At 61.5% G+C, this 23,135-nt stretch carries 26 protein-coding genes, 1 tRNA gene and 1 riboswitch; of the genes, 14 read left to right on the forward strand and 13 right to left on the reverse strand.

What is annotated here, in order from left to right:
- The first annotated feature begins 26 nt into the window (after positions 1-26).
- Positions 27-710: a phosphate regulon transcriptional regulator PhoB gene (gene phoB, locus FHT29_RS10375; RefSeq protein ID WP_004128368.1), complete on the forward strand. Its 684-nt coding sequence runs from the start codon at positions 27-29 to the stop codon at positions 708-710.
- Between the two features lie 188 nt (positions 711-898).
- Here the strand turns inward: phoB and FHT29_RS10380 are convergent, their stop codons facing one another.
- Positions 899-1,432 (reverse strand): GcrA family cell cycle regulator, encoded by a 534-nt coding sequence (locus FHT29_RS10380; protein WP_037203127.1) that lies wholly within the window; start codon positions 1,430-1,432, stop codon positions 899-901.
- 424 nt (positions 1,433-1,856) lie between these two features.
- Here FHT29_RS10380 and FHT29_RS10385 point away from each other — a divergent pair, with 424 nt between their 5' ends.
- The 3 genes from FHT29_RS10385 to FHT29_RS10395 all read left to right on the forward strand — a co-directional run bounded on the left by FHT29_RS10385 (position 1,857) and on the right by FHT29_RS10395 (position 5,084).
- Positions 1,857-3,056 carry an aspartate aminotransferase family protein gene (locus tag FHT29_RS10385; protein ID WP_047641052.1) on the forward strand — a complete coding sequence of 400 codons (1,200 nt, stop codon included), beginning with the start codon at positions 1,857-1,859 and terminating at the stop codon, positions 3,054-3,056.
- 73 nt (positions 3,057-3,129) lie between these two features.
- On the forward strand, positions 3,130-4,047 hold the full coding sequence (gene argF / locus FHT29_RS10390; RefSeq protein ID WP_037203131.1) for an ornithine carbamoyltransferase: 918 nt from the start codon (positions 3,130-3,132) through the stop codon (positions 4,045-4,047).
- Between the two features lie 47 nt (positions 4,048-4,094).
- Positions 4,095-5,084, forward strand: a complete 990-nt coding sequence (locus FHT29_RS10395; protein ID WP_047556104.1) for an Hsp33 family molecular chaperone — start codon at positions 4,095-4,097, stop codon at positions 5,082-5,084.
- Between the two features lie 6 nt (positions 5,085-5,090).
- Here the strand turns inward: FHT29_RS10395 and apaG are convergent, their stop codons facing one another.
- Positions 5,091-5,483: a Co2+/Mg2+ efflux protein ApaG gene (apaG, locus tag FHT29_RS10400; RefSeq protein WP_047641050.1), complete on the reverse strand. Its 393-nt coding sequence runs from the start codon at positions 5,481-5,483 to the stop codon at positions 5,091-5,093.
- 610 nt (positions 5,484-6,093) lie between these two features.
- Between apaG and FHT29_RS10405 the strand changes: the two genes are divergently transcribed.
- Positions 6,094-6,807, forward strand: a complete 714-nt coding sequence (locus FHT29_RS10405; RefSeq protein ID WP_168599645.1) for a DNA helicase — start codon at positions 6,094-6,096, stop codon at positions 6,805-6,807.
- An 82-nt stretch (positions 6,808-6,889) separates the two neighbouring features.
- On the opposite strand, the gene FHT29_RS10410 is transcribed toward FHT29_RS10405, so the two are convergent.
- Positions 6,890-8,077, reverse strand: a complete 1,188-nt coding sequence (locus tag FHT29_RS10410) for an O-succinylhomoserine sulfhydrylase (protein WP_168599646.1) — start codon at positions 8,075-8,077, stop codon at positions 6,890-6,892.
- Between the two features lie 43 nt (positions 8,078-8,120).
- A riboswitch (SAM riboswitch) is annotated at positions 8,121-8,199 on the reverse strand.
- A 172-nt stretch (positions 8,200-8,371) separates the two neighbouring features.
- Between FHT29_RS10410 and FHT29_RS10415 the strand changes: the two genes are divergently transcribed.
- Both FHT29_RS10415 and FHT29_RS10420 read left to right on the forward strand, forming a co-directional pair.
- Positions 8,372-9,466, forward strand: coding sequence for a 2'-deoxycytidine 5'-triphosphate deaminase (locus tag FHT29_RS10415; protein ID WP_037203141.1), 1,095 nt, complete (start codon positions 8,372-8,374; stop codon positions 9,464-9,466).
- Between the two features lie 58 nt (positions 9,467-9,524).
- Positions 9,525-9,598: transfer RNA gene (locus tag FHT29_RS10420), tRNA-Gly, on the forward strand.
- A gap of 11 nt (positions 9,599-9,609) precedes the next feature.
- Here FHT29_RS10420 and FHT29_RS10425 read toward each other — a convergent pair.
- Positions 9,610-9,849: a hypothetical protein gene (locus FHT29_RS10425; RefSeq protein WP_047556097.1), complete on the reverse strand. Its 240-nt coding sequence runs from the start codon at positions 9,847-9,849 to the stop codon at positions 9,610-9,612.
- On the opposite strand from FHT29_RS10425, the gene FHT29_RS10430 reads away from it, so the two are divergent.
- Positions 9,848-10,027, forward strand: coding sequence for a hypothetical protein (locus tag FHT29_RS10430; protein WP_168599647.1), 180 nt, complete (start codon positions 9,848-9,850; stop codon positions 10,025-10,027). The two genes, FHT29_RS10425 and FHT29_RS10430, sit on opposite strands and share 2 nt — an antisense overlap.
- Positions 10,028-10,145: 118 nt before the next feature.
- Positions 10,146-10,733: an acyltransferase gene (locus FHT29_RS10435; RefSeq protein WP_168599648.1), complete on the forward strand. Its 588-nt coding sequence runs from the start codon at positions 10,146-10,148 to the stop codon at positions 10,731-10,733.
- 84 nt (positions 10,734-10,817) lie between these two features.
- On the opposite strand, the gene FHT29_RS10440 is transcribed toward FHT29_RS10435, so the two are convergent.
- Complete coding sequence (locus FHT29_RS10440) at positions 10,818-12,830, reverse strand: methyl-accepting chemotaxis protein (RefSeq protein ID WP_168599649.1); 2,013 nt, start codon at positions 12,828-12,830, stop codon at positions 10,818-10,820.
- Between the two features lie 493 nt (positions 12,831-13,323).
- Here FHT29_RS10440 and FHT29_RS10445 point away from each other — a divergent pair, with 493 nt between their 5' ends.
- Positions 13,324-14,133, forward strand: a complete 810-nt coding sequence (locus FHT29_RS10445) for a transporter substrate-binding domain-containing protein (protein ID WP_244655111.1) — start codon at positions 13,324-13,326, stop codon at positions 14,131-14,133.
- Here FHT29_RS10445 and FHT29_RS10450 read toward each other — a convergent pair whose 3' ends face one another.
- From FHT29_RS10450 to FHT29_RS10465, 4 genes are all read right to left on the reverse strand, one after another.
- Positions 14,134-14,547 (reverse strand): tellurite resistance TerB family protein, encoded by a 414-nt coding sequence (locus FHT29_RS10450; RefSeq protein ID WP_034513789.1) that lies wholly within the window; start codon positions 14,545-14,547, stop codon positions 14,134-14,136.
- Positions 14,548-14,625: 78 nt separating this feature from the next.
- Positions 14,626-15,771 (reverse strand): thermonuclease family protein, encoded by a 1,146-nt coding sequence (locus tag FHT29_RS10455; RefSeq protein WP_168599650.1) that lies wholly within the window; start codon positions 15,769-15,771, stop codon positions 14,626-14,628.
- 15 nt (positions 15,772-15,786) lie between these two features.
- Entirely contained in the window at positions 15,787-16,440 is a 654-nt protein-coding gene (locus tag FHT29_RS10460; protein WP_047641046.1) for a helix-turn-helix transcriptional regulator, read from the reverse strand.
- Positions 16,441-16,581: 141 nt separating this feature from the next.
- A complete protein-coding gene (locus FHT29_RS10465; protein WP_037203157.1) occupies positions 16,582-17,010 on the reverse strand; it encodes a hypothetical protein in 429 nt (142 codons plus the stop codon).
- Between the two features lie 109 nt (positions 17,011-17,119).
- Between FHT29_RS10465 and FHT29_RS10470 the strand changes: the two genes are divergently transcribed.
- Together FHT29_RS10470 and FHT29_RS10475 are read left to right on the forward strand one after the other, a co-directional pair.
- The gene (locus FHT29_RS10470) at positions 17,120-17,476 is read left to right on the forward strand and encodes a DUF952 domain-containing protein (protein ID WP_168599651.1); all 357 of its coding nucleotides are present in this window, start codon (positions 17,120-17,122) and stop codon (positions 17,474-17,476) included.
- Positions 17,473-18,561, forward strand: coding sequence for a quinone-dependent dihydroorotate dehydrogenase (locus FHT29_RS10475; protein WP_168599652.1), 1,089 nt, complete (start codon positions 17,473-17,475; stop codon positions 18,559-18,561). The genes FHT29_RS10470 and FHT29_RS10475 overlap by 4 nt, the downstream gene beginning before the upstream one ends.
- On the opposite strand, the gene FHT29_RS10480 is transcribed toward FHT29_RS10475, so the two are convergent.
- Genes FHT29_RS10480 through FHT29_RS10490 form a run of 3 tightly spaced genes read right to left on the reverse strand, consistent with a single transcriptional unit; the run spans position 18,537 to position 20,675 of the window.
- Positions 18,537-19,886, reverse strand: coding sequence for an MATE family efflux transporter (locus FHT29_RS10480; RefSeq protein WP_168599653.1), 1,350 nt, complete (start codon positions 19,884-19,886; stop codon positions 18,537-18,539). The genes FHT29_RS10475 and FHT29_RS10480 overlap by 25 nt on opposite strands.
- A gap of 17 nt (positions 19,887-19,903) precedes the next feature.
- Entirely contained in the window at positions 19,904-20,407 is a 504-nt protein-coding gene (locus FHT29_RS10485) for a CAP domain-containing protein (RefSeq protein WP_037203163.1), read from the reverse strand.
- A 1-nt stretch (position 20,408) separates the two neighbouring features.
- The gene (locus FHT29_RS10490; protein ID WP_037203165.1) at positions 20,409-20,675 is read right to left on the reverse strand and encodes a DUF6460 domain-containing protein; all 267 of its coding nucleotides are present in this window, start codon (positions 20,673-20,675) and stop codon (positions 20,409-20,411) included.
- Positions 20,676-20,842: 167 nt separating this feature from the next.
- Here FHT29_RS10490 and FHT29_RS10495 point away from each other — a divergent pair, with 167 nt between their 5' ends.
- Together FHT29_RS10495 and FHT29_RS10500 are read left to right on the forward strand one after the other, a co-directional pair.
- Positions 20,843-21,787, forward strand: coding sequence for a methyltransferase domain-containing protein (locus tag FHT29_RS10495; protein ID WP_168599654.1), 945 nt, complete (start codon positions 20,843-20,845; stop codon positions 21,785-21,787).
- A gap of 106 nt (positions 21,788-21,893) precedes the next feature.
- Positions 21,894-22,529: a YitT family protein gene (locus FHT29_RS10500; protein WP_037203167.1), complete on the forward strand. Its 636-nt coding sequence runs from the start codon at positions 21,894-21,896 to the stop codon at positions 22,527-22,529.
- A gap of 12 nt (positions 22,530-22,541) precedes the next feature.
- Here FHT29_RS10500 and FHT29_RS10505 read toward each other — a convergent pair whose 3' ends face one another.
- Complete coding sequence (locus tag FHT29_RS10505; protein WP_047641204.1) at positions 22,542-22,733, reverse strand: DUF2735 domain-containing protein; 192 nt, start codon at positions 22,731-22,733, stop codon at positions 22,542-22,544.
- Between the last annotated feature and the right edge of the window lie 402 nt (positions 22,734-23,135).

Genomic DNA, 23,135 nt, shown 5'->3' on the forward strand with positions numbered 1-23,135 from the left:
AGCGAAGAAAAGGAGACCAGAGGCGCATGGTTCCGAGAGTTGCTGTTGTAGAAGACGAGGAAGCGCTCAGCGTTCTGCTGCGCTACAATCTCGAGGCTGAGGGCTTCGAGGTCGATACGATCCTCAGAGGCGATGAAGCCGAATTGCGTCTCCAGGAGCGCATCCCCGATCTTCTGATCCTTGACTGGATGCTCCCCGGTGTATCCGGCATCGAGCTCTGCCGCCGGCTGCGTATGCGGCCGGAGACGGAGCGCCTGCCGATCATCATGCTGACGGCCCGCGGCGAGGAAAGCGAGCGCGTGCGCGGTCTTTCCACCGGCGCGGACGATTACGTCGTCAAGCCGTTCTCGACGCCGGAGCTGATGGCCCGCGTCAAGGCGATGCTGCGGCGCGCCCGCCCGGAGGTTCTCTCCACGGTACTGCGTTGCGGCGATATCGAGCTGGATCGCGAGACCCATCGCGTTCACCGCAAGAGCCGCGAAGTGCGGCTGGGACCGACGGAATTCCGCCTGCTGGAGTTCCTGATGTCCTCGCCGGGCCGGGTCTTCTCGCGTTCGCAGCTGCTCGACGGCGTATGGGGACACGATATCTATGTCGACGAACGTACCGTCGACGTGCATGTCGGCCGCCTGCGCAAGGCGCTCAATTTCTCCAATATGCAGGATGTCATCCGCACCGTTCGCGGTGCGGGTTACTCCATGGAAGCTTGAGCGGGTACGCCCGTTCAGGCATCGACATAGCGGCGGAAACAGAAAACGGGCCTTTCGGCCCGTTTCGTTTATCTGATCTAGAGCGGCTACGCGTTTCACCGACTCGCGTGACGGCTCTATGCTATTGTTTTTACGCAATTCCAGGAAAACCGCTTCGCACTTTTCCTGGAATTGCTCTATGGGGCATCTCAGCCGCGCGGTTGAGCTGGCCGACGCCGTTCATGCACCGGCTGGTAGGCCAGGCGCTGATGGTAGCCGCAATAGGGCGATGCATCCGGGCTCTCGTTGCCGCAGAAGTGGAAATCGTCCTTCAGCGGGTCACCGACGGGCCATTTGCAGGTGCGTTCCGTCAGCTCGGTCAGGACGAGGCGCCGAGAGATCGGAACGACGACGTTGGCAGCCGGACGATATTGGATCTCGTTGACCGCATCGACCTCAATCTCTTCCTTGAGCATGGTCGCGCCCTGCTGGCGGGTAACCGTGCGGGTTGCGACGCGCGATGTATAATTCGATGCGCGGGGCGCCGAGGCGCCGCGCTTCGGCGTTCGGGCAGCGGTCGCCGTGCCGCCCGCCTTCGCTCGGCCCGGCAGGCTCAAGCGGTGCACCTTGCCGATGACGGCGTTACGGCTGACACCGCCCAGCTGCGCCGCGATCTGGCTGGCGCTCAACCCTTCGGACCATAGCTTTTTAAGCTTCTCGACGCGTTCGTCTGTCCAATTCATGCCCTGTCTCCGCTGTCGCGTTTCCGATGGCAGAATCCTTCACCATTGCCCCGCATAGGATCGAGGCGCGAAACGCTCTAAAATTGTGGTGACTAGTTCCGCCGCATGCAGTCTAGCAATTGGTTTTTAACCTAGTGTGAGGCTGACTCCGTGACAAGAGTCGCGGGAATCTTGAGGAATCGATTTCGAGGTTTTCCCCAACTTGCTGTCCTGGCGTGGCATTTATGCAATATGATCCGGCCAACGCATCCCGTTCGGCTGCGGCCGCTCTCTCGCACCTGCTAAATCGCCAGTTTTGTTGACATCGCGGTGCAAAACATCAATAGTGCCCACGCCGCCGCAAGGCGGCATTTTTGATTTTTTCGGACCCGTTTCATGGAAAGGAAGCGATTGGTCCTTAGGGTTGTGATCGAGGAGATACGCCATGGCCGAGACAGCGGCGCTTTATGACACCTATATGCGCGCTCCGCTGCGGTTCGAGCGAGGCGAGGGCGTCTGGCTGATCACGGAAAATGGCGAACGCTACCTCGATTTCGCGGCCGGTGTGGCAGTCAATTCGCTCGGTCATGCGCATCCCCATCTCGTGGCCGAACTGAAGGCGCAGGCTGACAAGGTATGGCACCTGTCCAACCTCTACGAAGTGCCCGGTCAGGAGAAGCTGTCGAAGCGGCTGACGGAAGCCACATTCGCTGACAAGGTGTTCTTTACCAATTCGGGCGCCGAAGCGCTGGAATGCGCCATCAAGACGGCGCGGCGCTATCAGTTTGCCAACGGGCATCCCGAGAAGTTCCATATCATCACCTTCGAAGGTGCCTTCCACGGTCGTACCATCGCGACGATCGCTGCCGGTGGCCAGGAAAAGTATATCGAAGGCTTCGGCCCGAAGGCCCCCGGCTTCGACCAGGTGGCTTTCGGCGATCTTGACGCGGTTCGTGCCGCAATCACCGATGCGACGGCTGCGATCCTGATCGAGCCGGTGCAGGGCGAGGGCGGTATCCGCCCGGCGACCAACGAATTCCTGCGCGGTCTCCGCGATATCTGCGACGAGCACGGTCTGCTCCTGGTGCTCGATGAAGTACAGTGCGGCGTCGGCCGCACGGGCAAGCTTTTCGCCCATGAATGGGCCGGCATCAAGCCCGATATCATGGCGGTGGCCAAGGGTATCGGCGGTGGTTTCCCGCTCGGCGCATGCCTTGCGACGGCAGAGGCAGCCTCCGGCATGAAGGCCGGCACGCACGGGTCGACCTATGGCGGCAATCCGCTTGCCATGGCGGTCGGCAATGCGGTGCTCGATATCGTGCTGGCCGATGGCTTCCTGGAGCATGTGCGTGATATGGCGCTGGTCTTCCGCCAGGGCCTTGCTTCGCTCAAGGATCGCTTCCCGGATATCATCGAGGACATCCGCGGCGAAGGTCTCATGCTCGGCATCAAGGCAGCCATCCCGCAAGCGGATCTGCTGCAGGCGATCCGCGCCGAGCATCTGCTGGGTGTTCCGGCCGGCAACAATGTCATTCGCCTGCTGCCGCCGCTGGTCGTGACCGCCGAGGAAGCGCGCGAAGGTCTTGCTCGCATCGAGCGTGCGGCCGAGCGTGTACGCGCCGCCCGCGTCAAGAAATCAGCCTAAGTTCGACGCCCGCAGTCGGGGCGTTCTTGCCCTATGCGGGCGTTATTGTTTTTTCTGGAGTACAGGTGAGGACATGGCTTCTCCGAAACACTTTCTCGATCTCTCGGCTGTCGCGGCCGCCGATCTGCGCCACATCATCGATGACGCGATCGTGCGAAAAAGGGCGTTGAAGGCGGGTACCGCCGATAAGCCGCTTGCCGGCAAGATGCTGGCGATGATCTTCGAGAAGCCTTCCACCCGGACCCGCGTCTCCTTCGACGTCGGCATGCGCCAGCTCGGTGGCGAGACACTTTTCCTGTCCGGAACCGAAATGCAGCTCGGCCGCGCCGAGACGATCGGCGATACGGCGAAGGTGCTGTCGCGCTATGTCGATGCGATCATGATCCGCACGACCGATCATTCGCGCCTGCTGGAACTGGCGGAGCATGCGACCGTTCCGGTCATCAACGCGCTGACCGACGATACGCATCCCTGCCAGATCATGGCCGACATCATGACCTTCGAGGAGCATCGCGGCCCGGTCAAGGGCAAGACCATTGCCTGGACGGGCGACGGCAACAACGTGCTGCATTCGTTGATCGAAGGCGCTGCGCGGTTCGGCTATCGCATGAACATGGCGGTACCTCTTGGTTCCGAGCCCAAGGATCACTATTTGAACTGGGCCCGCAACCAGGGCGCCGAAATCATGCTCTCGCATGATGCCGACCGTGCGGTCGCCGGTGTCGATTGCGTGGTAACCGATACCTGGGTTTCCATGAATCAGGAACACCGGGCCCGCGGTCACAACGTCTTCCAGCCCTATCAGGTCAACGCGGCTTTGATGGCACAGGCCGGCAAGGACGCGTTGTTCATGCATTGCCTGCCCGCCCATCGCGGGGAGGAAGTGACTGATGAAGTGATCGATGGTCCGCAATCCGTTGTTTTCGATGAGGCGGAAAACCGCCTGCATGCGCAAAAGTCGATTCTTGCTTGGTGCCTGGGCGCAATCTGAGGATATGAAACCGCGTCTGAGGGCGCGGGCGCAGTAGGAGTAGAGCAATGGCCGAAAATGCAGCCTCGCTGGGTCAGTTTGATTTTGCCGGTGACGATCACGTGGTTCCCTTCCAGGTGGAAGGGCTCGATGTGCGCGGTCGTGCCGTACAGCTTGGTTCGTTGCTGGACGCAATTCTTGCCCGGCACAACTATCCGACCCCGGTCGCCCGGCTTTTGGCCGAGGCCATCGTCCTGACCGTCCTGCTCGGAACCTCGCTGAAGTTCGAGGGCAAGTTCACCGTGCAGACCAAGAGCGACGGTCCCGTCGACCTCCTGGTTGCCGATTTCTCGACGCCGGAAAATGTCCGCGCCTACGCTCGTTTCGATGAAGAGGCTCTGGCAAAGGCGATCGCCGCCGGTGAAACCGAGCCGGAACAGCTGCTCGGCAAGGGCGTGCTCGCCTTCACTATCGATCAGGGTCGCTACAGCCAGCCCTATCAGGGCATCGTCGCTCTCGACGGCGCCTCGCTCGAGGAGATTGCCGGCACTTATTTCCGCCAGTCGGAGCAGATACCGACTCGGGTTCGCCTGGGCGCCGCAGAACTTTTCGATCGTGACGAGAACGGCAAGCCGCGGCATCGCTGGCGGGCGGGCGGCCTGATCGCGCAGTTCCTGCCGGAAGCGCCGGAGCGCATGCGCCAGCCGGATCTCCATGGCGGCGATGGTGATAGCGGCATGCGTGATCATGTCGAGGACGATGCCTGGGCGGAAGCACGCAGCCTGGTGGAGACCATCGATGCCGATGAATTGACGGATCCGCTTGTCGGCACCGAGCGCCTGCTGTTCCGCCTCTTCCATGAGCGCGGCGTGCGCGTCTACGAACCCAAGGCGGTTTTCGACCGCTGTTCCTGTTCGCGCGACAAGCTGAAGGGCGTGTTGCAGGGGTTCTCGGCCGAGGAGATCGAGGCCAGCCAGGAGAACGGCGAAATCGCCGTCACCTGCGAATTCTGCTCGACCACGTACCGCTTCGAGGCAGCCGAGATAAATGTGGCCTGATCGGGCTCAGTTCAGCGTGCGCATCAGGTTGGGCGTATCGAGGGAGAAGGCGGGGATCTTGACATGGAAAAGCTCCCCGTCATCCGTCTCCATCTGGTAGTGGCCGAACATCATTCCCGAGGGTGTGTCCAGCGGGCATCCTGAGGAATATTCATAGGTGTCGCCAGGCCGCAGATGCGGCTGTTCGCCGACGACGCCGGGGCCGGTCACTTCGTCGACTATTCCGTTCATGTCGGTGATATGCCAATAGCGCGTCACCAGCCGAACGGAAACTTTCGAGTGGTTGGAGATGATGATGCGATACCCCCAGACATAGCGATCGTCATCCGGATCGGATTGCTCCTCCAGATAAAACGGCTCCACGACCACTTCTATGTCGCGTGTTAGGGCGCGATACATGCCTGATACCTTACCACTGCGCTGGAGCATCAAGCGTCGGACAAACGCTGGAAAAGCCTCAGTATCTTTAAGTCTGCGGCATATTATCCGCTTTCCACCGTCCCGCAAAATGCAGGATCTCTAGCGGTATCCTACAAGCAACCTATTCCGTCAAGGAACGGATCGGTGAAAACCCGTGTGATCGGCCCGAGCATCCCGGTTTTTAGCTATTACGGCTAATATCGAAGGTTAATAGGCCGCAGCCAAAAGTATCACAGGCCGCTTCTCTTTCACTGTTATCCCGCATACTGCTGCCCGAATACCCTCCATGGGCGGAAACGCTTACGGAAATTGCAGGTTGACTTGAGACTCGATTGTCATGTCCGCCACGCCTCAATCCAAATCTCTAGATCATATAATTCCCAAACCCGTCTTGTGTTCCCCGCGAAGCGCTTCTCTGCGATTTCCCGGCGAGGGGATTTCGGCTATCATCTGATTCTGGCATGGCCCGTGCCTCCCCCCTCCATCCGGGAAAGTAGACTTCATGCGGGGCTGTCGATCATCAAACCGACTGTTTGAGCGCCGGGCATAAGGAGGGGTTGCGGTCATTGCTCGCAATAGGAGGTTTACAATGAGGCTTTCCGCCCCTGTTTATCATTTGAAGCGCAAGGCGCGGCTGCTGTCGCGTCAACAGAATATTCCTTTGCATGCCGCGCTGGATCGCGTAGCGGCCCGCGAAGGATTTCAAGGCTGGAGCTTGCTTGCGGCCAAGACGCAAGCGCCCGTACCCGCCGACGATTTGTTCTCGCTCTTGAGTCCGGGCGATCTGGTGCTGGTCGGCGCGCGGCCCGGCCAGGGCAAGACATTGATGAGCCTCAAGCTCGCCGTCGGAGCCATGAAGGCTGGCAATCGCAGCGCCTTTTTCACGCTGGAGGATACGGAGAAGGTCGTCCTGGATCGCTTTCGGATCATCGGCGTGGATCAGGCCGAGTTCAGGGAACTGTTCGAGCTCGACAGTTCCGATGCCATAAGTGCCGATTACATCACGCGCAAATTGGCCTCAGTGCCGCGCGGCACATTGGCGGTGGTCGACTATCTGCAGATACTCGATCAGAAGCGGGAGAAGCCAGAATTGATGACCCAGGTCCGGGCATTGAAGGCCTTCGCGCGCGACAAGGGCGTGATCGTCGTGTTCATCTCGCAAATCGACCGTTCATACGATCCGGCGCTGAAGCCATTGCCCGATCTCGATGACGTTCGTCTGCCGAACCCGCTGGATCTCGCGCTTTTCGACAAGCTGTTCTTCTTGCATGCCGGCAAGGTTCAATACAAGGCGGCGAGCTGACGCTGGCCGTCTGCTTGCATCATGGCCTGCTCAGGGCAGGTCGGGCCGCCCGGAAAATCTCCGGGCGGCTTGTCGATTGATATCAGGCGGAGACCTGTTCCAGAGCGCGGGCGAAATCCTCGACCAGATCCTCGCTGTCTTCGATACCGGCGGAGAAGCGAACGGTGCCCGGCGAAATGCCGAGTTCGGCGCGCGCCTCGTCGGTGAGGTTCTTGTGCGTCGTGGTGGCCGGATGGGTGATCAGGCTCTTGCTGTCGCCGAGATTGTTGGAAATCCGCACGATTTCCAGTGCGTTCTGCAGCTTGAAGGCTGCTTCCTTGCCGCCCTTCAGCTCGAAGGCCACCAGCGTCGAGCCGCCGGTCATCTGCTTTGCGATGATATCGGCCTGCGGGTGATCCTTGCGGCCGGGATAGATCACGCGGGCGACCTTGCCGGGCTGCCCGGCAAGGAAATCGGCCACCTTGGCGGCATTCGCCGTCTGCTGCGCGACGCGTAGCGGTAGCGTCTCGATGCCCTTCAGCAGCGTCCAGGCGGTGAACGGCGACATGGCCGGGCCGGTGTGGCGGAAATAATCCTGCAGGTTCTCGTCGATCCACTGCTTGTCGGAAAGGATGACGCCGCCGAGCGAGCGGCCCTGGCCGTCGATATGCTTGGTGGCGGAGTAGACGACGATATGGGCGCCGAGCTCCAGCGGCTTCTGGAAGAGCGGGGTGGCGAAGACGTTGTCGACCACGAGCTTGGCGCCGATCTGGTTGGCGAGCTTGGCAACGGCAGCGATATCGACCACTTCCAATGTCGGATTGGTCGGGCTTTCCAGGAAGAAGACCTTGGTCGTGGGACGGATAGCCTTTTCCCAGTTTTCGACGAAACGTCCGTCGACCAGCGTGCATTCGATACCGTATTTCGGCGCCAGTGTTTCGACGACCCAGCGGCAGGAGCCGAAGAGCGCGCGAGCGGCAACGATATGGTCGCCGGCCTTCAACTGGCAGAGAATGGCGGCGGTGACGGCGGCCATGCCCGAGGCCGTGGCGCGTGCATCTTCCGCGCCTTCCAGCGCGCACATGCGCTTTTCGAACATGTCGTTGGTCGGGCTGCCGTAGCGGGCGTAGATGAAACCATCCGTCTCGCCCTTGAAGCGGGCTTCGGCCGCTTCCGAGGTGTCGTAGACGAAGCCCTGGGTCAGATAGATTGCTTCGGATGTTTCGCCGAATTGCGAACGGAGCGTTCCGCTGTGAACGAGCTGGGTTGCGGGGCGCCAAGTCTTGCTCATGCCATCACCACTTTCAAAACAAAAAAACCGGCCGCAATTGCAGACCGGTTTCAACCCGGTCTTTTTAGCCACTTATTTAACGTGGCTGCAAGCCGACCGGCCAAATCACCACGGGATAAGTTGCAATACTGCCGTTGATCGCTTGCGTCAATTCCCTGAGTTTGGTTTTGTCTGCGACAAATTACTGTGCCTGGCGCCCGTAGGCTGCGCAAAGGATCACGGTAACACTTGGAATTTGCACATGACCCTTCAGATCGCGCTATGGTTTGCAGGATTGTGTGCCGGGGATGAGGCATGATGGCTCGCAATACTGGAATTCTAGCCGATCGCGCCATTGCGGCGCTTTTTGACGCGGGGCGGCTGACGAGCGAACGGGAACTGGACGCCGATCAGATCCAGCCGGCGAGCCTCGATCTTCGGCTCAGCGCGCATGCTTTCCGCGTCCGCGCCAGCTTCATGCCCGGCCCGTCGCATCTCGTCGCCGACAAGCTCGACCGGCTGAAGCTGCATGTCATCGATCTCTCCGAAGGCGCTGTGCTGGAAACCGGCTGCGTCTATATCGTGCCGCTGATGGAGCGCCTCGATCTGCCGGCTGACATGTCGGCGTCGGCCAATCCGAAAAGTTCGACCGGCCGCCTCGATATCTTCACCCGCGTCATCACCGACCGGGCGCAAGAGTTCGATAAGATCCCGGCCGGCTATTCCGGCCCGCTCTATCTGGAAATCAGCCCGCGCACCTTCCCGATCGTCGTGCGCCGCGGCTCGCGCCTGTCGCAGATCCGTTTTCGCGTCGGCCAGGCCGTGCTCACCGAGCCGGAACTGCTGGCCCTGCACGAGACCGAAACGCTGGTGGCCAGCAAGAAGCCGAACATCACCGGCGGCGGCATCGCGCTGTCGATCGATCTTGCCGGCGACAAGGAGGGCCTGATCGGCTATCGCGGCAAGCATCACACCGCCGTTGTCGATGTCGACAAGAAGGCCCAGCACGATATCTTCGATTTCTGGGAGCCACTCTATAGCCGCGGCCGCACCGAACTGATCCTCGACCCGGACGAATTCTATATTCTCGTCTCTCGCGAGGCCGTGCATGTGCCGCCGCATTATGCCGCCGAGATGACGCCCTTCGATCCCCTGGTCGGCGAATTTCGCGTCCACTATGCCGGCTTCTTCGATCCGGGCTTCGGCCACGCGCCGTCCGGCGGCCGCGGCAGCCGCGCCGTGCTCGAAGTGCGCAGCCACGAGGTGCCTTTCATCCTCGAGGACGGCCAGATCGTCGGGCGCCTGATCTACGAACACATGCTGGAACAGCCGAGCAGCCTCTATGGCTCCGGCCTCGGCTCGAACTATCAGGCGCAGGGCCTGAAGCTGTCGAAGCACTTTCGGCTCTGAGGGGCTAGCGACTGGCCTTGACAGAGACCGCCAACTGTTGGACATCTCAGGGTGTCAGGCGGGTGTAGCTCAATGGTAGAGCAGCAGCTTCCCAAGCTGAATACGAGGGTTCGATTCCCTTCACCCGCTCCAACTTGCCCTTGTCAAAAACGGCCTCTTGTTTTCAGCGCAACCTTCAGCGCTTCGCCGAAGGTTGCGATCGGGCGGGCGAGGGGTCCTGCCGGCGGGCGATGCACCAGCCAGTTGACGACTTTCGGGCTGAAATCCGGCGCCTCGATGACCTCGACGGCATCGCGCCAGCGGCTTTCCGATAGCGCCGCCGGTGTCAGGACGCCGATACCGAGACCGCGTGATACCAGCGACATGTGCAAATCGGCGCTCATGGCTTTGCCAGCTCGACGCATCAATGGCCTCTTCGTCGGCATCTTCTTTCTCGGCGGCGCGCTGGGCTCGGCGCTTGCCGGCACCGCATGGGATTTTGGTGGCTGGGTTGCCGTCTGTGCAGCGGCCGCAGGCTTTGGCGCGGTTGCCTTGATCACAGGCCTTGCGGAGCGTAGGTGAAGGATGCGAGAAAACGGCAACACTTGCCGCCTCGCCTCCGCGTCGCCATATGCTGGCTCATTCAGGTGGGTGCCAGACAAGAATGGCAAAAGGAGTGCCCCTTGAAAGGAGCGTCCTTATGCGCGGCATTGCATGGTTCTACAGATTGAAGGCGATCTTTGTGCGTGGCGTGCTCACGATATCGCGCAGCACGAAAATTCCGCTGGGAACGACGATCATCTGGAAGCGCGGCAGTGTTCGCATCGGCGCAAAGGGGCATTTCCGCAAGGGCGTCGTCATCGATGCGCAAAAAGGCAACATCGATATCGGCAATCACGTCTCCTTCAACGAGTACACAATTCTGTTGGGCAGTGGCGGGATTTCGATCGGCAACGATGTGCGGATCGCCGCCCATGCCATGGTCGTATCCTTCGATCACAATTTCGATGATCTCACCCAGCCCATCCGCCAGCAGGGTCTCACGAGGAAGCCTGTCGTCATCGAGGATGATGTCTGGATCGGCGCGGGAGCGAAGATCCTGGGCGGCTCCCATATCGCTAGGGGATGCGTCATCGGCGCGAATGCCGTCGTCAAGGGGAAGACCGAGCCATACGGCATCTATGTCGGTGCGCCCGCCAGATTGCTGAAATGGCGCGGACAGAAAGACAACTCCACTGCCGAAAATATCGAGCAGCTTCCTTCTTCGAAGAGATTGACAAACCGATAGGCATTGACGTGTCAAAACAGGCGGCATTCGTTAAGACGTGCCGCCTGCAGTCTATTCGCCAAATGGTTTAGGATCGCGGCGTTCTCAGAATTCCGTCCAGTCCGCGTCCTTGCTCGTCGTGGCCGGTGGCTGATTGCCACTGAACGCACTCAGCAATTTCTGGCCGAGCGCGCGCGCCGGCGAGGGGGTCGGACGTGCCTTCACGCCGTCGACAGCCCGGATGACGGGAGCTGGCGCAGGTCGTGGCAGGGGTCGCACAGTGGGCCGCGGCGCATTGGTTGCGGCAGGCGCCGCACGTACATGTGCAGCCTCGCCGCCGCTCGTGCGGAACTGGCCGATGAGTGCCGCCAGAGAGGCGGCCTCGGTCGCCAGACTGTGGCTCGCAGCCGTGCTTTCCTCCACCATGGCGGCGTTCTGCTGGGTGCCGTGATCCATGGCGTTGACGGCGGTATTGATCTCCTGCAGGCCGGCCGACTGCTCGCGCGAGGCTTCGGCGATCGCGTGTACATGCCGGTTGATTTCCTGCACGTCCGAGACGATGGCGTCGAGTGCCTTGCCGGTTTCGTTGACCAGGCCGACGCCCGTCCGGACATGCGTTTCGGAGGTGGCGATGAGCGTCTTGATCTCCTTGGCGGCATTGGCGGACCGTTGGGCGAGCTCGCGCACTTCCTGGGCGACCACGGCAAAGCCCTTGCCGGCCTCGCCGGCGCGGGCGGCTTCGACGCCGGCGTTCAGCGCCAGCAGATTGGTCTGGAAGGCGATCTCGTCGATGACGCCGATGATGTTGCTGATCTCACCGGAGGATTTTTCGATCTGCTGCATGGCTTCTACGGCATTGCGAACGACCTCGCCGGACCGCTCCGCGCCTGCGCGCGTATGGACGACGAGTTGACTTGCTTCCTGCATACGCCTGGCGGCGTCCTTGACCGTCGTGGTGATCTGTTCCAGCGCGGCGGCGGTTTCCTCGACGGATGCCGCTTGTTGTTCCGTGCGCCTTGAAAGCTCGTCGGCCGCGCCACGGACTTCGTTGGCGCCGGCGTTGATGGCGCGGGCATTGGCGCCGACCGCATGCATTGCCCCGTCGAGCTTGAGGAGCGCGTTGTTGAAGTCCTGCCGGAGCTGATCGAGATGTTCGACGAATTGGGTGTCGATGCGCGTCACGAGATCGCCTTCCGCAAGACGCTTCAAGCCATCGCCGACCGCTTGAACGGCCTGCTGCAGATGCGCTGCCTCGGCAGCCTGCCGAACCTCGCGTTGAGCGCGTTCGCTGTCGCTGAGCGTCCGGTCGGCTTCGGCCTGCGCCGCGAGCCGCGCGCGTTCTATCGCGTGGTCGCGGAACACGACGACGGCGGATGCCATCTGGCCGATCTCGTCGCGACGGTCGTGGCCTTCGATTTCGCTTGCCGTATCGCCGCCGGCGAGCGTCGTCATGCGGTGATGCAGACGCATCAGCGGCGCAGCAATGCTTTTCTGCGCGACATACATGCCGAAGATCAGGGAGAGAAGTGTCACGGCACCGAGGGCGCCGAGCGTATAATCGATGGCGCTGTTGACCTCCGCCGACAAGGCATCGCCGCCGCTGTTCATTCGGTTTGCCAGCGCATCGCCATTGGCTTGCATCTGCGCCATCAGCTTGAGCAGTTCGTCGTTGACCACGGCCATGCCCGCCTCGGCGCCTTTGGCGTCGCCATTCTTGCGCTGCTCGATCGCCTTGTTCGTGAGCGTTTGCAAGTCATCCAGTCCGGCGAGGATCGCGTCGATGGGCTGCTTCCGGGCAGGGACAAGGCTCTCGGCATGCTTCAGCCTGTCCTTCGCCTCGCTGAAATAGCTGCTGCCCGCCGTCGCCGCCGTCTTGAAGGCATCGCTGCCGGGATCGAAATTCAGCATCAGGCTTGCCTGCAGTACCCCAGCCAGTGCGGCGGAATTCGAGCGCGCGCCTTCCGTCGCCGCAATGGCTTCCCGATCGAGGAAGGCGCTGTAGGCCTGGTCCGCCTTGCGGGACTCGCCGGCGATATACAGCAGGCCGGCGAAGGAGATGAGGCCGAGAAAAAGGATCACGGCAAGCATCTTGGTTTTGATTTTCAGGTTCCTGAACATGATGGTCCATCTGGGTGCCGCGCCTTATCGAGGAGAATGCGCAAGGGTCCGCCCGTCTTGGAAGGACGGTGAGGATCGCGCCGCCTGATATGCGCGGATGAAGCCGAATTTGCGGGATACCTTGCGAAGAAGGCTCGGACGACTTGCATCATGCGATCGGCTGCCGGGCCGACGTCGTCGATGCCGCGAGTACAATCAATAGAGCTTAATCGACCGCTAACGAGGGCACTTATGCGGCCGAATTCCCACGGCAATTTTGTGCTTGTTCAAAATCTCGCAACCGACCGGTGCGGCAGGCGTCCGCCATTCATCTTGCGGACGCTGCCGCCATCATTCCTTGGCGTGATATTCCCCCTGCGGCATGACTCTGCTACATCGGTTGGTGAATCAGGGATCGATACACACGACCGGAGGCTGGATCATCACCATGCGTGTTTGCCTTTCGTCGCCAACCTCCGCAACGAAGCTTCTGGCGCGCGCGGCGCTGATCGCCATGTCGTGCGCCTTGCCGCTTGCCGCCCAGGAAGCCAAGCCGCCGAGCCTGCCGATCCTGTTCGATGCGCGCGAGCGACTGCCGAAGCCTGATCTGTCTTCTTTGGTGAGATTGAGGTTTCTGACCTCGATCGATTTCCCGCCCTTCAATTTCGTCGATCAGAACGGCAAGCTCGCAGGCTTTCATGTCGAGCTCGCCCGCAAGATCTGCGACGAACTCGGCATATCGGACAAATGCCAGATCCAGGCGTTACCGTTCAACGAATTGCAGGGAGCGCTCGCGGCTTCGCAGGGCGATGCGGTGATTGCCGGCGTCGCCGTGACCCCGGAGCTGCGCAAGACCTTCGCCTTTTCACGCCCCTTCCTGACGTTGCCGGCTCGCTTCGTCCGCAACCTCAAGGCTCCGATCAGCGGCACGACAGCCGCATCGCTTGCCGGACACCCCGTCGGCGTGGTCAAGGGGACGATGCACGAGGCTATGATGGCGGCTTTCTTCCCGGCGATCAAGCCGGTGCCGTTTGACGACAAGGCGGCTCTTCTGGCGGCCGTCAAAGACGGCAAGATCGATGCCGCCTTTGCCGACGGCTTGCAGCTGTCCTTCTGGGTATCGTCGCCGGCGGCGGAAAAATGCTGCGCCCTTTTCGACGGTCCCTATCTCTCCCAGCAGTTCCTCGGCGAAGGCATGACCATCATGCTGCGTCAGCAGGACGCCGATCTGACGGCGGCGATCAATCATTCCCTCGCCACTCTGTCCCGCGATGGCAGGCTGCAGGAAATCTATCTGCGTTATTTCCCTTACGGGCTCTATTGATCAGGCCTTGCGGTAGCGGGCAATCGCGCTGCGCTCGATGGCCGCGCAGGTGAGCTTGTCGAGGCCCAGGCGGTCGCGAAGCAGGCTGAGAAGGCGCAATTCCTCCGCCTTGACCGACAGATCGGCCGACGCGACTTCCACGGCGAGTGCATACGCCGTGTCGTAGAGCCGGGCCGGCAAGGTGTCGCGCACGGTTTCAAGTACGATATCGAGCCCCTCATTGTTCGCCAGAAGCTTGGCGCAATCGCGGGAGACCGAGATCAGCGTCTCGTCGTCAAAACCCTTGAAAACCGGCAGGGCGTGGATGAGTTCTCCAATCCGGCTGAGTTCCCGGTCGTTCATCGTTCGATCGACGGCCGAGGCCAGTACCATGACGTAGATGAGGGCCTCGTGAGCGGAAAGCGGCTTGTTCATGACAGGCGAAGTCCTTCGAATTTGGCAGACTGAAAAGTCGCGCGTCTCATGGCAAAAGCTGGTGGCGGAAGCAAGGCGTCAGATCGGATTGAGCGGATCTTCCTTGGGCAAAGCAGGTCCAAGGGTTGATTTTCCAGTCTTTCGTGGGTCGTCCCCATAGATGCCGCGCTGCTTCTGCTTTGCTTCGTCGACAAGCGGCGCCAGCGGCGATCCGGGTTCCGGCTCGGCCCAGCCGAAACGCACGAGCCAGGCGCTGAGATCGACGCGAACATAGCGGCAGGCACCTTTCACCGTGCCCTGCCAGGTCGCGCTCGGCAGGTCGCAGTCGATGGTGCGTCCGCGCAAATACATGCGGAATGCGGTGCGGGCAGCCAGTCCGCAAGGCCAGCTTTTGCCGCTCGGGCCGGTGCACATCCGATCGACATCGGTCGGGATGATGCCGGTGAGCTGCACGCTCCTGCCCGCAATGGTCAGCACACCAGCCTGATCTGCGAAGGGTCTGACAAGCTCGATGGGCTTTATCTGCTCCTCAGGTTTCTGCGCATCACCGAGCGAAGCCTGCTCCGACTGAGGCCGGGGCGGAAGGGTCTGATGTTCGGATGCAGCCATCTGCCTGTCGATCTGATCGGCCGGCATCCGGTTGTCCGGCGTCGGATCTACTTTAGCCTGGTCGGCAGGCGCAGGTTCCGGCGATGTCGATGCGGCGCTGGGCTTGTCCGCCGCGACTTCGGTTGGCCCTGAAGTCTGGTCCGAGGGCGTGTCCGTGTTTTTCAAGAACCGTGCCGGCGGCGCCTCATTCGGCTTTGCCGAAACATTGGTCGACTGCGCTGTGGCGGGAAGGGCCTTGCTCTCTTGCGCCACTGCCGGCTGAGCAGTGACTGCGTTGTTTTCCTCAGCCTTACTCACATCGCTGCCAGGCGCTATCTCCACGGCCGGCTTGGCGGGCGGCGCCCCGGTCTGATCTTCCGGCTGCGTTTTATTGGAGGTCGTAGCGTCCTGCTTAGCTGTATCGATGGGCTTTGGCGCCTCATTATTCTTCGCAGGCGTGAGATCGGCCTTGGCGGTTTCCGCCGGCGCTGTCGCCGGCCGATTTTCCGTCACCGCGCCGCTAGCGCCTCGGTGGGGCAGAGAAAAGCCATGCTCTCCCAGCTGGACCACGATCAGCGTCAACCACGAACCGACCACCGCGCCCGCCACACCTCCAAGCAAAATATTACGACGCATACCGAGAAAACTTTCCTATTGGCTTGCCCATATGATCCGGGCGATCCATTCCACATCCGCCAGATCGAAGCTGCGGTTGGGGTGCTCGGGGTTGAGCGACATCAACTCGATCGAGCGTGCACTCTGCCGCAGCAAGACCTTGGCCATGACTTCGCCTTCGCGGGTCTTGACCACGACACGGTCGTTTCGCCGGATCTGAGCCCCTGGTTCGACGATCAGAATGTCGCCGTCGCGGTAAAGCGGCAGCATGCTTTCACCCTGTATCTCCAGCGCATAGACGCCGGCCTCATGCCCGGTCGCGGCGGGAAATTCCACCATATCCCAGCCCTGGCCCGCCGGGAAGCCGCCGTCATCGAAGAAACCGCCGGCGCCTGCCTGGGCAAAACCGATAAGCGGAATGGAGCTGCCGGCTGGTGAAATTCCCTGGGCGGACATCTCGCCACTCCGCAGGAAACCCAGAAATTGCTCGAGGCTCGCGCCTGTCGCATCCAGCACCTTGGCGATCGATTCCGTCGATGGCCAGCGCAGGCGCCCGTCCTGGCTCAACCGCTTCGACTTGTTGAAGGACGTAGCATCGAGCCCGGCGCGGCGTGCCAGACCGGAGGGCGTCAAGGCATATCGCTCGGCGAGCCTGTCTATCGCACCCCATATCTGCTCATGTGACAGCATCGCCGCTCAGCATCCGCGCGCCGGATGGCCCGGCGCTCAACTCATTGCAAAAAGGTTAACCGAGGCATTTTGGCGAGTAAAGGGCGAGATAGGAATACGGTCCTTTATCCCTGTGCTTTCATCGCCCAGCTATCCCGGGCCTCAGGTCTTCTGTGGCTGCGGCTTGGTGTCCGGCTGCTCGTTCTGGAATTCCTTCGCCATGCCCATGAAGCCGCGCATGAATTTCTGCATGATGCCGAGCGTGCGATCGACATCGGCGTCGCTCGGAAGGCTTGATCCGTTGTTGGAGGCAACGGTCTTTTCAAGCTTGGTCACGCGGTCGGAGAGACGGTCGAGCTCGTCGTCATAGGCGGCGCGCTCGTCGGCGGCCATGCGGCAGACGAGGTTGCCGTTCTGATCCTGGCAGATGGACATCGCGCCGGTCTGCCGATCGAGGCGGACGAAATGATCGCCGCTGCGCTCCAGCTGGAAGCGTGTTGCGTCCGGCTCGGCCGCGAATGCGGGTGCAGTCAGAAGAACAGCGGCGGGCAGAAGCAGGGCCGCGATGCCGATTCTCATTTCCTTCGTCATGTCATCCTCCGGATTTTCTGCTTAACTGTGCATCTTCGCGCACGTTTCCCCGTGGACATCGACGGCGGTTTTCGTGCAAAGCCCTATTAGAGCAAATGTTCACATAGGGATGATGACCGCGATGCCAGTGGTTTACAAGATCGTGCCGGACGCGCTCTGGCAGCAGGCCAGACAAACCGGCGTTTTTAATGGCGCGGCGATCGATCTGACCGACGGCTTCATTCATCTGTCCACGGCCGGGCAGGCGGTGAAGACCGCGGAGCTCTATTTCGCCGGCCAGGCAGGGCTGCTGCTGGTGGCGGTCGACGGCGATGTGCTTGGCGAGAAGCTGGTGTTCGAGCCCTCGCGTGGCGGCGATCTCTTCCCGCATCTCTACGCGCCGCTGCCGCTTTCGGCGGTGCTCTGGGAAAAGCCGCTGCCGATCGGTTCCGATGGTGTGCATGTCTTTCCGGAGATGGCCGAATGATCGGAGCCTTTCGTGATCTCGGCCGGCGCGGCCTCTTCCTCCTCGATCCGGAAACGGCGCATGGCATGTCGATTGCGGCGCTGAAGTCCGGCCTCGTGCCGGCTTGCCGCGTCAGCGCCGATCCGCGCCTGCGCCAGACCGTCGCCGGGCTCGACTTCGCCAATCCCATCGGCATGGCGGCCGGCTTCGATAAGAACGCCGAGGTGCCGGAAGCCCTGTTGAAGCTCGGTTTCGGCTTTACCGAAATCGGCACGGTGACGCCGAAGGCGCAGCCCGGCAATCCGCGCCCGCGCATCTTCCGTCTCGTCGAGGACGAGGGCGTCATCAACCGCCTCGGCTTCAACAATGAAGGTCATGAAGCGGCTCTCCGCCGGCTGCAGGCTGTTCGCGGCAAGGGCATCATCGGCGTCAATATCGGTGCCAACAAGGACAGCGTCGACCGCATCGCCGACTACGTCACCGGCATCCGCCGCTTCTATTCCGTGGCGCGCTATTTCACCGCCAACATTTCTTCGCCCAATACGCCGGGCCTGCGCGATCTGCAGGGGCGCGAAAGCCTGTCGGCGCTGCTGTCGGCTGTGCTCGCCGCCCGCGACGAGGAGGCAGCGAAGGCCGGCAAGCGCATCCCCGTCTTCCTGAAGATCGCGCCTGATCTGACCGAGGAGGGCATGGACGACATCGCGGCCGAAACCTTGGCCCACGCTTTGGACGGCCTGATCGTCTCCAACACCACGCTTTCGCGAGACAGACTGAAGGATCAGCGGCAGGCGAAAGAGGCGGGTGGCCTTTCCGGCAAGCCGGTCTTCGAGAAGTCGACCATTGTGCTGGCGAAGATGCGCCGCCGTGTCGGCAGCGCTCTCCCGATCATCGGGGTCGGCGGCGTCTCATCGGCCGAGACGGCGCTGGAGAAGATCAAGGCAGGTGCCGATCTGGTGCAGCTTTATTCCTGCATGGTCTATGAAGGGCCGGGCTTGCCCGGCCAGATTGTCGCCGGCCTGTCGAAGCTGCTCGACCGCGAGCGTGCGGGCTCGATCCGCGACCTGCGCGACATCAGGCTGGACTACTGGGCGAACCGGAACGTCTGATCGGCCCGTTTCTTCAGGCCCATGGCCAGGAAGATGCCGCGGAACAGCAGGAAGGCGTTCATGGCCATCCACAGGCCGTGATTGCCGAGCGTCGGGACGAGGATCGCAAGCGCTATAAGGTAGCCACCGAAGGACATCAGCATCCGGTTGCGCATGTCGCGCGACCAGGTGGCGCCGATGAAGACGCCGTCCATCAAGAAGGCGAGAGCGCCTGTCAGACCCGTGACGGCGGCCCAGGGCAGATAGGTTTCGGCAGCGGCGCGAACCTCCTGCGAAGTCGTCAGCAGGCGGATCAGCGCCGGGCCGACGGTGAAGAAGAACACGGCAGCGGCAAGCGCCAGCCCGAAGGACCAAAGCCCGGTCAGCTTCAACCCGCGTTCGAAGGCAGGGCGATAGTTGGCGCCGATTGAACGGCCGGTAATCTGCTCTGCGGCGTTCGCCAGTCCGTCGAGATAATAGCCGGACAGCAGGAAGAAGTTCATCAGCACCGCATTGGCGGCCAGCATCACCGCGCCGAAGCTGTTGCCGATGCGCGTCATCAGCGTGAATGCGCCGATCAGCACGAAGGTCCGGATGAGGATATCGCGATTGAGCGCAAAGAGCTGCGTGAGCTTGGAGCGCGACAGCAATTCGGCGCGCGCCGGCCTCTCTTCGGCGGCAAAGCTGCGTATCACGATGGCGAGCCCCAGCAGCGTGCCGGTCGCCTCACCGATCAGCGTGCCCCAGGCGACGCCGGCAACCCCCCAGCCGAGCCAGAGGCCGAGAAGAATGGCGAGCGCGATGTTGACGCCGTTGATGACGGTCTGCAGCAGCAGCCCGATGCGGCCCTGGCCGCGACCGAGCACGAAGCCGAGCAGCGCGTAATTGGCAAGTGCCGCCGGGCCGGAGAGCATGCGGATGGAGAAGTAAGTGCGTGTTGCATCGGCAATGGCACCTTGCGGCCCCATCAGCTTGATGCCGAGCCAGAGCAGGACGGGCGACAGTACGACGATCAGGATGCCGCAGCCGAGGGCCGAGATCAGGGCGCGCCAGAAGACCGCCTGCTGTTCGTGCCGGTCATGGCGGCCATAGGCCTGTGCGGTAAGCCCGGTCGTGGAGGCGCGCAGAAAGTTGAAACTTGCGAAGATGAGATCGAAGAGCACCGCGCCGATCGCAAGTCCCGCAAGCGCATCCGGCTGGCCGAGATGGCCGACGACGGCGGTGTCGGCAAGACCGAGCAGCGGCGTCGTCATGAAGCCGAGGGTCATCGGAAGCGCGATCGACAGCACGAGCCGATGTGTGACATCGAAGGGCAGAACCCTTCCGCTCGCGTCCTGAACATTCATATCTGCTTCGCGCCTCCTCAATCCGTGGAGAGCACCATGGACCAATAGGGCTTGCTGCCGGAAGAGGGGGCATAGGCAAGAGCGACGCCGATACCGTCATATTTGCCGAGCATGTTGTGCAAATGCTTCGGCGAATTGATCCAGGCCGTGACAGCGGCGTTCACGTCGCGCTGGCCCTCGGCGATGTTTTCGGCGGCCGGCAACTTGACGCCGCTCGCCTTGACCCGCTTGCCGAAATCGTCGCCGATGCCGATCAGATGTTCCATCTTGCCGGCATCCGCCATGCGTCGCGCCTGATAGACGGCGGCGGTGCTGGCGGCGGTGTCGATCTTCAGCGGCGGCAGCCCGTTCTTGGCGCGCAGCGCGTTGACGAGCGGTAGGGCGGAGGCGGTCTGGTCGCTGGCCGGCGTGTTGGAAAGGCGGGCAGGCGGCGTGGCGCAGCTCGCAACGGAGGCAGCGAGCGCAAGGGCGGCGAGGCGCAGCGTATCGCGGCGCGTATAAGGCAATGTCTGGGAATTCATGTCAGCGGTTATAATTGAACAATCGGAGAATGATGAAGAGCGGGATGACAATGGATGCGCCAATAACCAGATAATCACCGAATTCACCGAGCGCAGCAAAGCCGCTGTGCCAGAGATCGACGACGAAGCGGCGCAGGCCGTTGAGGAAATCGAGCGGCCGCCAGCCGAAGAACTTCATCACGAAGCCGACGACGAGCGACACGACAACGAGCTTCACCACTGTGCGGCCCGGCGAGTCGCCGAGGAATCTGTTCACCTGATCGGACATGCTGACGTCTCCATAGTGGGCAGTCGGTCGGTTTTGAGATAGGGCCGCGGGCTGCGACGCGCAAGCGCTTTTGCCTGGCATCCATCTCAAACACGCGTCTGCCTGAAATAGGACTTGAGTTTTTTTGTGGCCGCGTCCAAAGCCGAGCGTCAAACAGGATCGAACCCATGCTGCCGAGCCAGCTTTCCTCCGGCGATGTCATTGCCGACCGTCGTGCCGACTACGCGAAAATGCTTGCCGAAGGCGGCGAGCCAGCGAGCGCCGGCGAATTGATGGAACAGGCGCTGGAGCTTGTGCCGCACTGGGCCGCGGGCTGGTTCACCCTCGCGACCTATCGCGAAAAGGCCGGCGATGTGCCGGGCGCGATCGCTGCATTGAACGAGGTGCTGGCGCTGGATGCCGGCGACGTCTTCGGCGCGCGCCTTAAGCTTGCGGTTCTGGGAGCAGTGGCGGTGCCGGATCGGCCCCCGAGCCTTTACGTCGAGCGGCTGTTCGACGATTACGCCGATCGGTTCGAGACTTCGCTGGTGGGGAAGCTTGGCTATAGCGTTCCGGGCAAGCTTGCGGCCCTGATCGCCGGCACGGCCGATATATCAACGCATTTCCAACTCGCCGTCGATCTCGGCTGCGGCACCGGCCTGTTCGGGCCGGAGATCCGCGGGCGCGTCGATCGGCTCGAAGGCTTCGATCTGTCGAAGGGCATGCTCGCCAAGGCAGCGGAGAAGGGCGTCTACGACCATCTCGGCCAGGCCGATCTGTCGCGGGAGCCGCTTCTGTCGGGCGTTTTCGATGCCGGGCTGGCGCCGAGACGGGCGGATCTCATCACCGCCGCCGATGTCTTGATGTATCTGGGCGATCTGCATGGCGTCATGGCGATCACGCGCATGCTGGCGGCCGACAATGCCGTCTTCGCCTTTTCGGTCGAGGATGCGGAGCATCCTGAGGGCTATGTGCTACGCCACTCTCTGCGTTTCGCCCATTCGGAAGCCTATGTGAGGGAGGTGTTGGCCGACAATGGCTTTGCGGTACAGGATCTCGCGCGCAGCATCATTCGCATGGATGCCGGAAAACCGGTCCACGGCATTCTGTTCATTACGCGCAAATCCGCCTGACCGATCGATTCTTGCGAATTTTAAATAGGTCAGCATTCCTTACATATTTGCTCTTGATTGTGGTACGGGCTTTCAGCAAATTCCCTGAAAACAAAGGGGAAAGCACATGGCAAACCTGAAGAGCGCCTTTGGCGTCTGGAACACGTCCGCGACCCGGCATTCCCTGGTCGAGGATATTCAAGGCATAGTTTCCGGCAGTCTGGTTTCGTCGCTCGGGCTTTTCTGCCTTTCGAGCGCCGGGCTGTTGACGGGCAGCACCGCCGGCGTCGCCTTCCTGCTGCATTATGCGATCGGCGTGAATTTCGGCCTGGCCTTCTTCGTGGTCAATCTGCCGTTCTTCTATCTGTCGCTGAAGCAGCTCGGTCCCGCCTTCACGGTGAAGACCTTCATCGCCATTGCGCTGACCTCGCTGCTCACCAATATTCAGCCGCGCCTGTTCGAGGTGGCCCATGTCAACGCCCTCTGGTCGGCACTTCTCGGCGGCATCCTGCTCGGCTTCGGGCTGCTCGCACTCTACCGTCACCGCGCCAGCCTGGGCGGTGTCGGCATATTGGGGATCTATTTGCAGGAGCGTTTCGGCATACGTGCGGGGCTGGTGCAGCTTGCGGTCGACCTTTGCGTTCTCGCGGTCGCTTTTGCAGTGACCTCGCCATTCGTGGTCATCTGCTCGGTTTTGGGCGCAATCGCCCTCAACCTGTTCCTCGCGATCAATCACCGCTCGGATCGCTATATCGCCTTCTAGACGGCCAGTGATTTACTGTTTGCGGGTCTCGTCGGACTCGACGATCGCAGCTTCGTGATACCAGCTGTCGAATGCAGCCGTCGCGATGCTCGTGCCGATGTCCGGGGTGAGGTTTAGCTTAGCGCGCTGGCCCACCGCGGTAGGGCGGGCCTTGACGGGAAACTGATAAATCTTTGCCGTTTCGTGTTGAACACGGATTACCATTCTTTGTCTCTCCTTTTGGTGTTCAAGCGGGCGTGCTTGAAGAGACAACTCATATATAGCAGAGCCAAACGCAGATTTCAGCATTTTGCTCAAAAAAAATGCTAAACGTTGAAATTATAGGCAATTTAGATGTCGCCAGATCGGCGCCCCTGTCTGAACCGGCCGATTTTTCAGGCCGGCCCGAATCGGCGGGGGTGCGACAAGTTGGCAGCACCTGCCGTCGAGCGGCTTACGATTTGAAAAGATTTGGGCATTTAATGCTCATAAATCCCCGCGCAAAAGCGTGCGAATTGCGAAATCCTCGTCGCTCGAGTCGAACAGCCGCGTAATCTGGCATGTCAAATGCATGTCATGTGGCAGCCGTTTGTAGTGAAGGATTTTTCGGCGGGCGTGCCGGCAATT

The sequence above is a fragment of the Rhizobium sp. SG741 genome (assembly GCF_012275435.1).
GTDB lineage: Bacteria > Pseudomonadota > Alphaproteobacteria > Rhizobiales > Rhizobiaceae > Rhizobium > Rhizobium lusitanum.

What these genes read in the sequence shown, in the direction of transcription:
- FHT29_RS10460 (WP_047641046.1), bottom strand. Translation starts at nt 16,440, where the DNA reads ATGCTGTCACATGAGCAGATATGGGGTGCGATAGACAGGCTCGCCGAG.
- FHT29_RS10470 (WP_168599651.1), top strand. Translation starts at nt 17,120, where the DNA reads ATGATGACCGCGATGCCAGTGGTTTACAAGATCGTGCCGGACGCGCTC.
- FHT29_RS10445 (WP_244655111.1), top strand. Translation starts at nt 13,324, where the DNA reads ATGTCGTGCGCCTTGCCGCTTGCCGCCCAGGAAGCCAAGCCGCCGAGC.
- phoB (WP_004128368.1), top strand. Translation starts at nt 27, where the DNA reads ATGGTTCCGAGAGTTGCTGTTGTAGAAGACGAGGAAGCGCTCAGCGTT.
- FHT29_RS10500 (WP_037203167.1), top strand. Translation starts at nt 21,894, where the DNA reads ATGGCAAACCTGAAGAGCGCCTTTGGCGTCTGGAACACGTCCGCGACC.
- FHT29_RS10430 (WP_168599647.1), top strand. Translation starts at nt 9,848, where the DNA reads ATGGCTTTGCCAGCTCGACGCATCAATGGCCTCTTCGTCGGCATCTTC.
- FHT29_RS10405 (WP_168599645.1), top strand. Translation starts at nt 6,094, where the DNA reads ATGAGGCTTTCCGCCCCTGTTTATCATTTGAAGCGCAAGGCGCGGCTG.
- FHT29_RS10395 (WP_047556104.1), top strand. Translation starts at nt 4,095, where the DNA reads ATGGCCGAAAATGCAGCCTCGCTGGGTCAGTTTGATTTTGCCGGTGAC.
- FHT29_RS10435 (WP_168599648.1), top strand. Translation starts at nt 10,146, where the DNA reads ATGCGCGGCATTGCATGGTTCTACAGATTGAAGGCGATCTTTGTGCGT.
- argF (WP_037203131.1), top strand. Translation starts at nt 3,130, where the DNA reads ATGGCTTCTCCGAAACACTTTCTCGATCTCTCGGCTGTCGCGGCCGCC.
- FHT29_RS10380 (WP_037203127.1), bottom strand. Translation starts at nt 1,432, where the DNA reads ATGAATTGGACAGACGAACGCGTCGAGAAGCTTAAAAAGCTATGGTCC.
- FHT29_RS10490 (WP_037203165.1), bottom strand. Translation starts at nt 20,675, where the DNA reads ATGTCCGATCAGGTGAACAGATTCCTCGGCGACTCGCCGGGCCGCACA.
- FHT29_RS10410 (WP_168599646.1), bottom strand. Translation starts at nt 8,077, where the DNA reads ATGAGCAAGACTTGGCGCCCCGCAACCCAGCTCGTTCACAGCGGAACG.
- FHT29_RS10480 (WP_168599653.1), bottom strand. Translation starts at nt 19,886, where the DNA reads ATGAATGTTCAGGACGCGAGCGGAAGGGTTCTGCCCTTCGATGTCACA.
- FHT29_RS10385 (WP_047641052.1), top strand. Translation starts at nt 1,857, where the DNA reads ATGGCCGAGACAGCGGCGCTTTATGACACCTATATGCGCGCTCCGCTG.
- FHT29_RS10495 (WP_168599654.1), top strand. Translation starts at nt 20,843, where the DNA reads ATGCTGCCGAGCCAGCTTTCCTCCGGCGATGTCATTGCCGACCGTCGT.
- FHT29_RS10440 (WP_168599649.1), bottom strand. Translation starts at nt 12,830, where the DNA reads ATGTTCAGGAACCTGAAAATCAAAACCAAGATGCTTGCCGTGATCCTT.
- FHT29_RS10485 (WP_037203163.1), bottom strand. Translation starts at nt 20,407, where the DNA reads ATGAATTCCCAGACATTGCCTTATACGCGCCGCGATACGCTGCGCCTC.
- FHT29_RS10505 (WP_047641204.1), bottom strand. Translation starts at nt 22,733, where the DNA reads ATGGTAATCCGTGTTCAACACGAAACGGCAAAGATTTATCAGTTTCCC.
- FHT29_RS10475 (WP_168599652.1), top strand. Translation starts at nt 17,473, where the DNA reads ATGATCGGAGCCTTTCGTGATCTCGGCCGGCGCGGCCTCTTCCTCCTC.
- apaG (WP_047641050.1), bottom strand. Translation starts at nt 5,483, where the DNA reads ATGTATCGCGCCCTAACACGCGACATAGAAGTGGTCGTGGAGCCGTTT.
- FHT29_RS10465 (WP_037203157.1), bottom strand. Translation starts at nt 17,010, where the DNA reads ATGACGAAGGAAATGAGAATCGGCATCGCGGCCCTGCTTCTGCCCGCC.
- FHT29_RS10415 (WP_037203141.1), top strand. Translation starts at nt 8,372, where the DNA reads ATGATGGCTCGCAATACTGGAATTCTAGCCGATCGCGCCATTGCGGCG.
- FHT29_RS10450 (WP_034513789.1), bottom strand. Translation starts at nt 14,547, where the DNA reads ATGAACAAGCCGCTTTCCGCTCACGAGGCCCTCATCTACGTCATGGTA.
- FHT29_RS10455 (WP_168599650.1), bottom strand. Translation starts at nt 15,771, where the DNA reads ATGCGTCGTAATATTTTGCTTGGAGGTGTGGCGGGCGCGGTGGTCGGT.
- FHT29_RS10425 (WP_047556097.1), bottom strand. Translation starts at nt 9,849, where the DNA reads ATGAGCGCCGATTTGCACATGTCGCTGGTATCACGCGGTCTCGGTATC.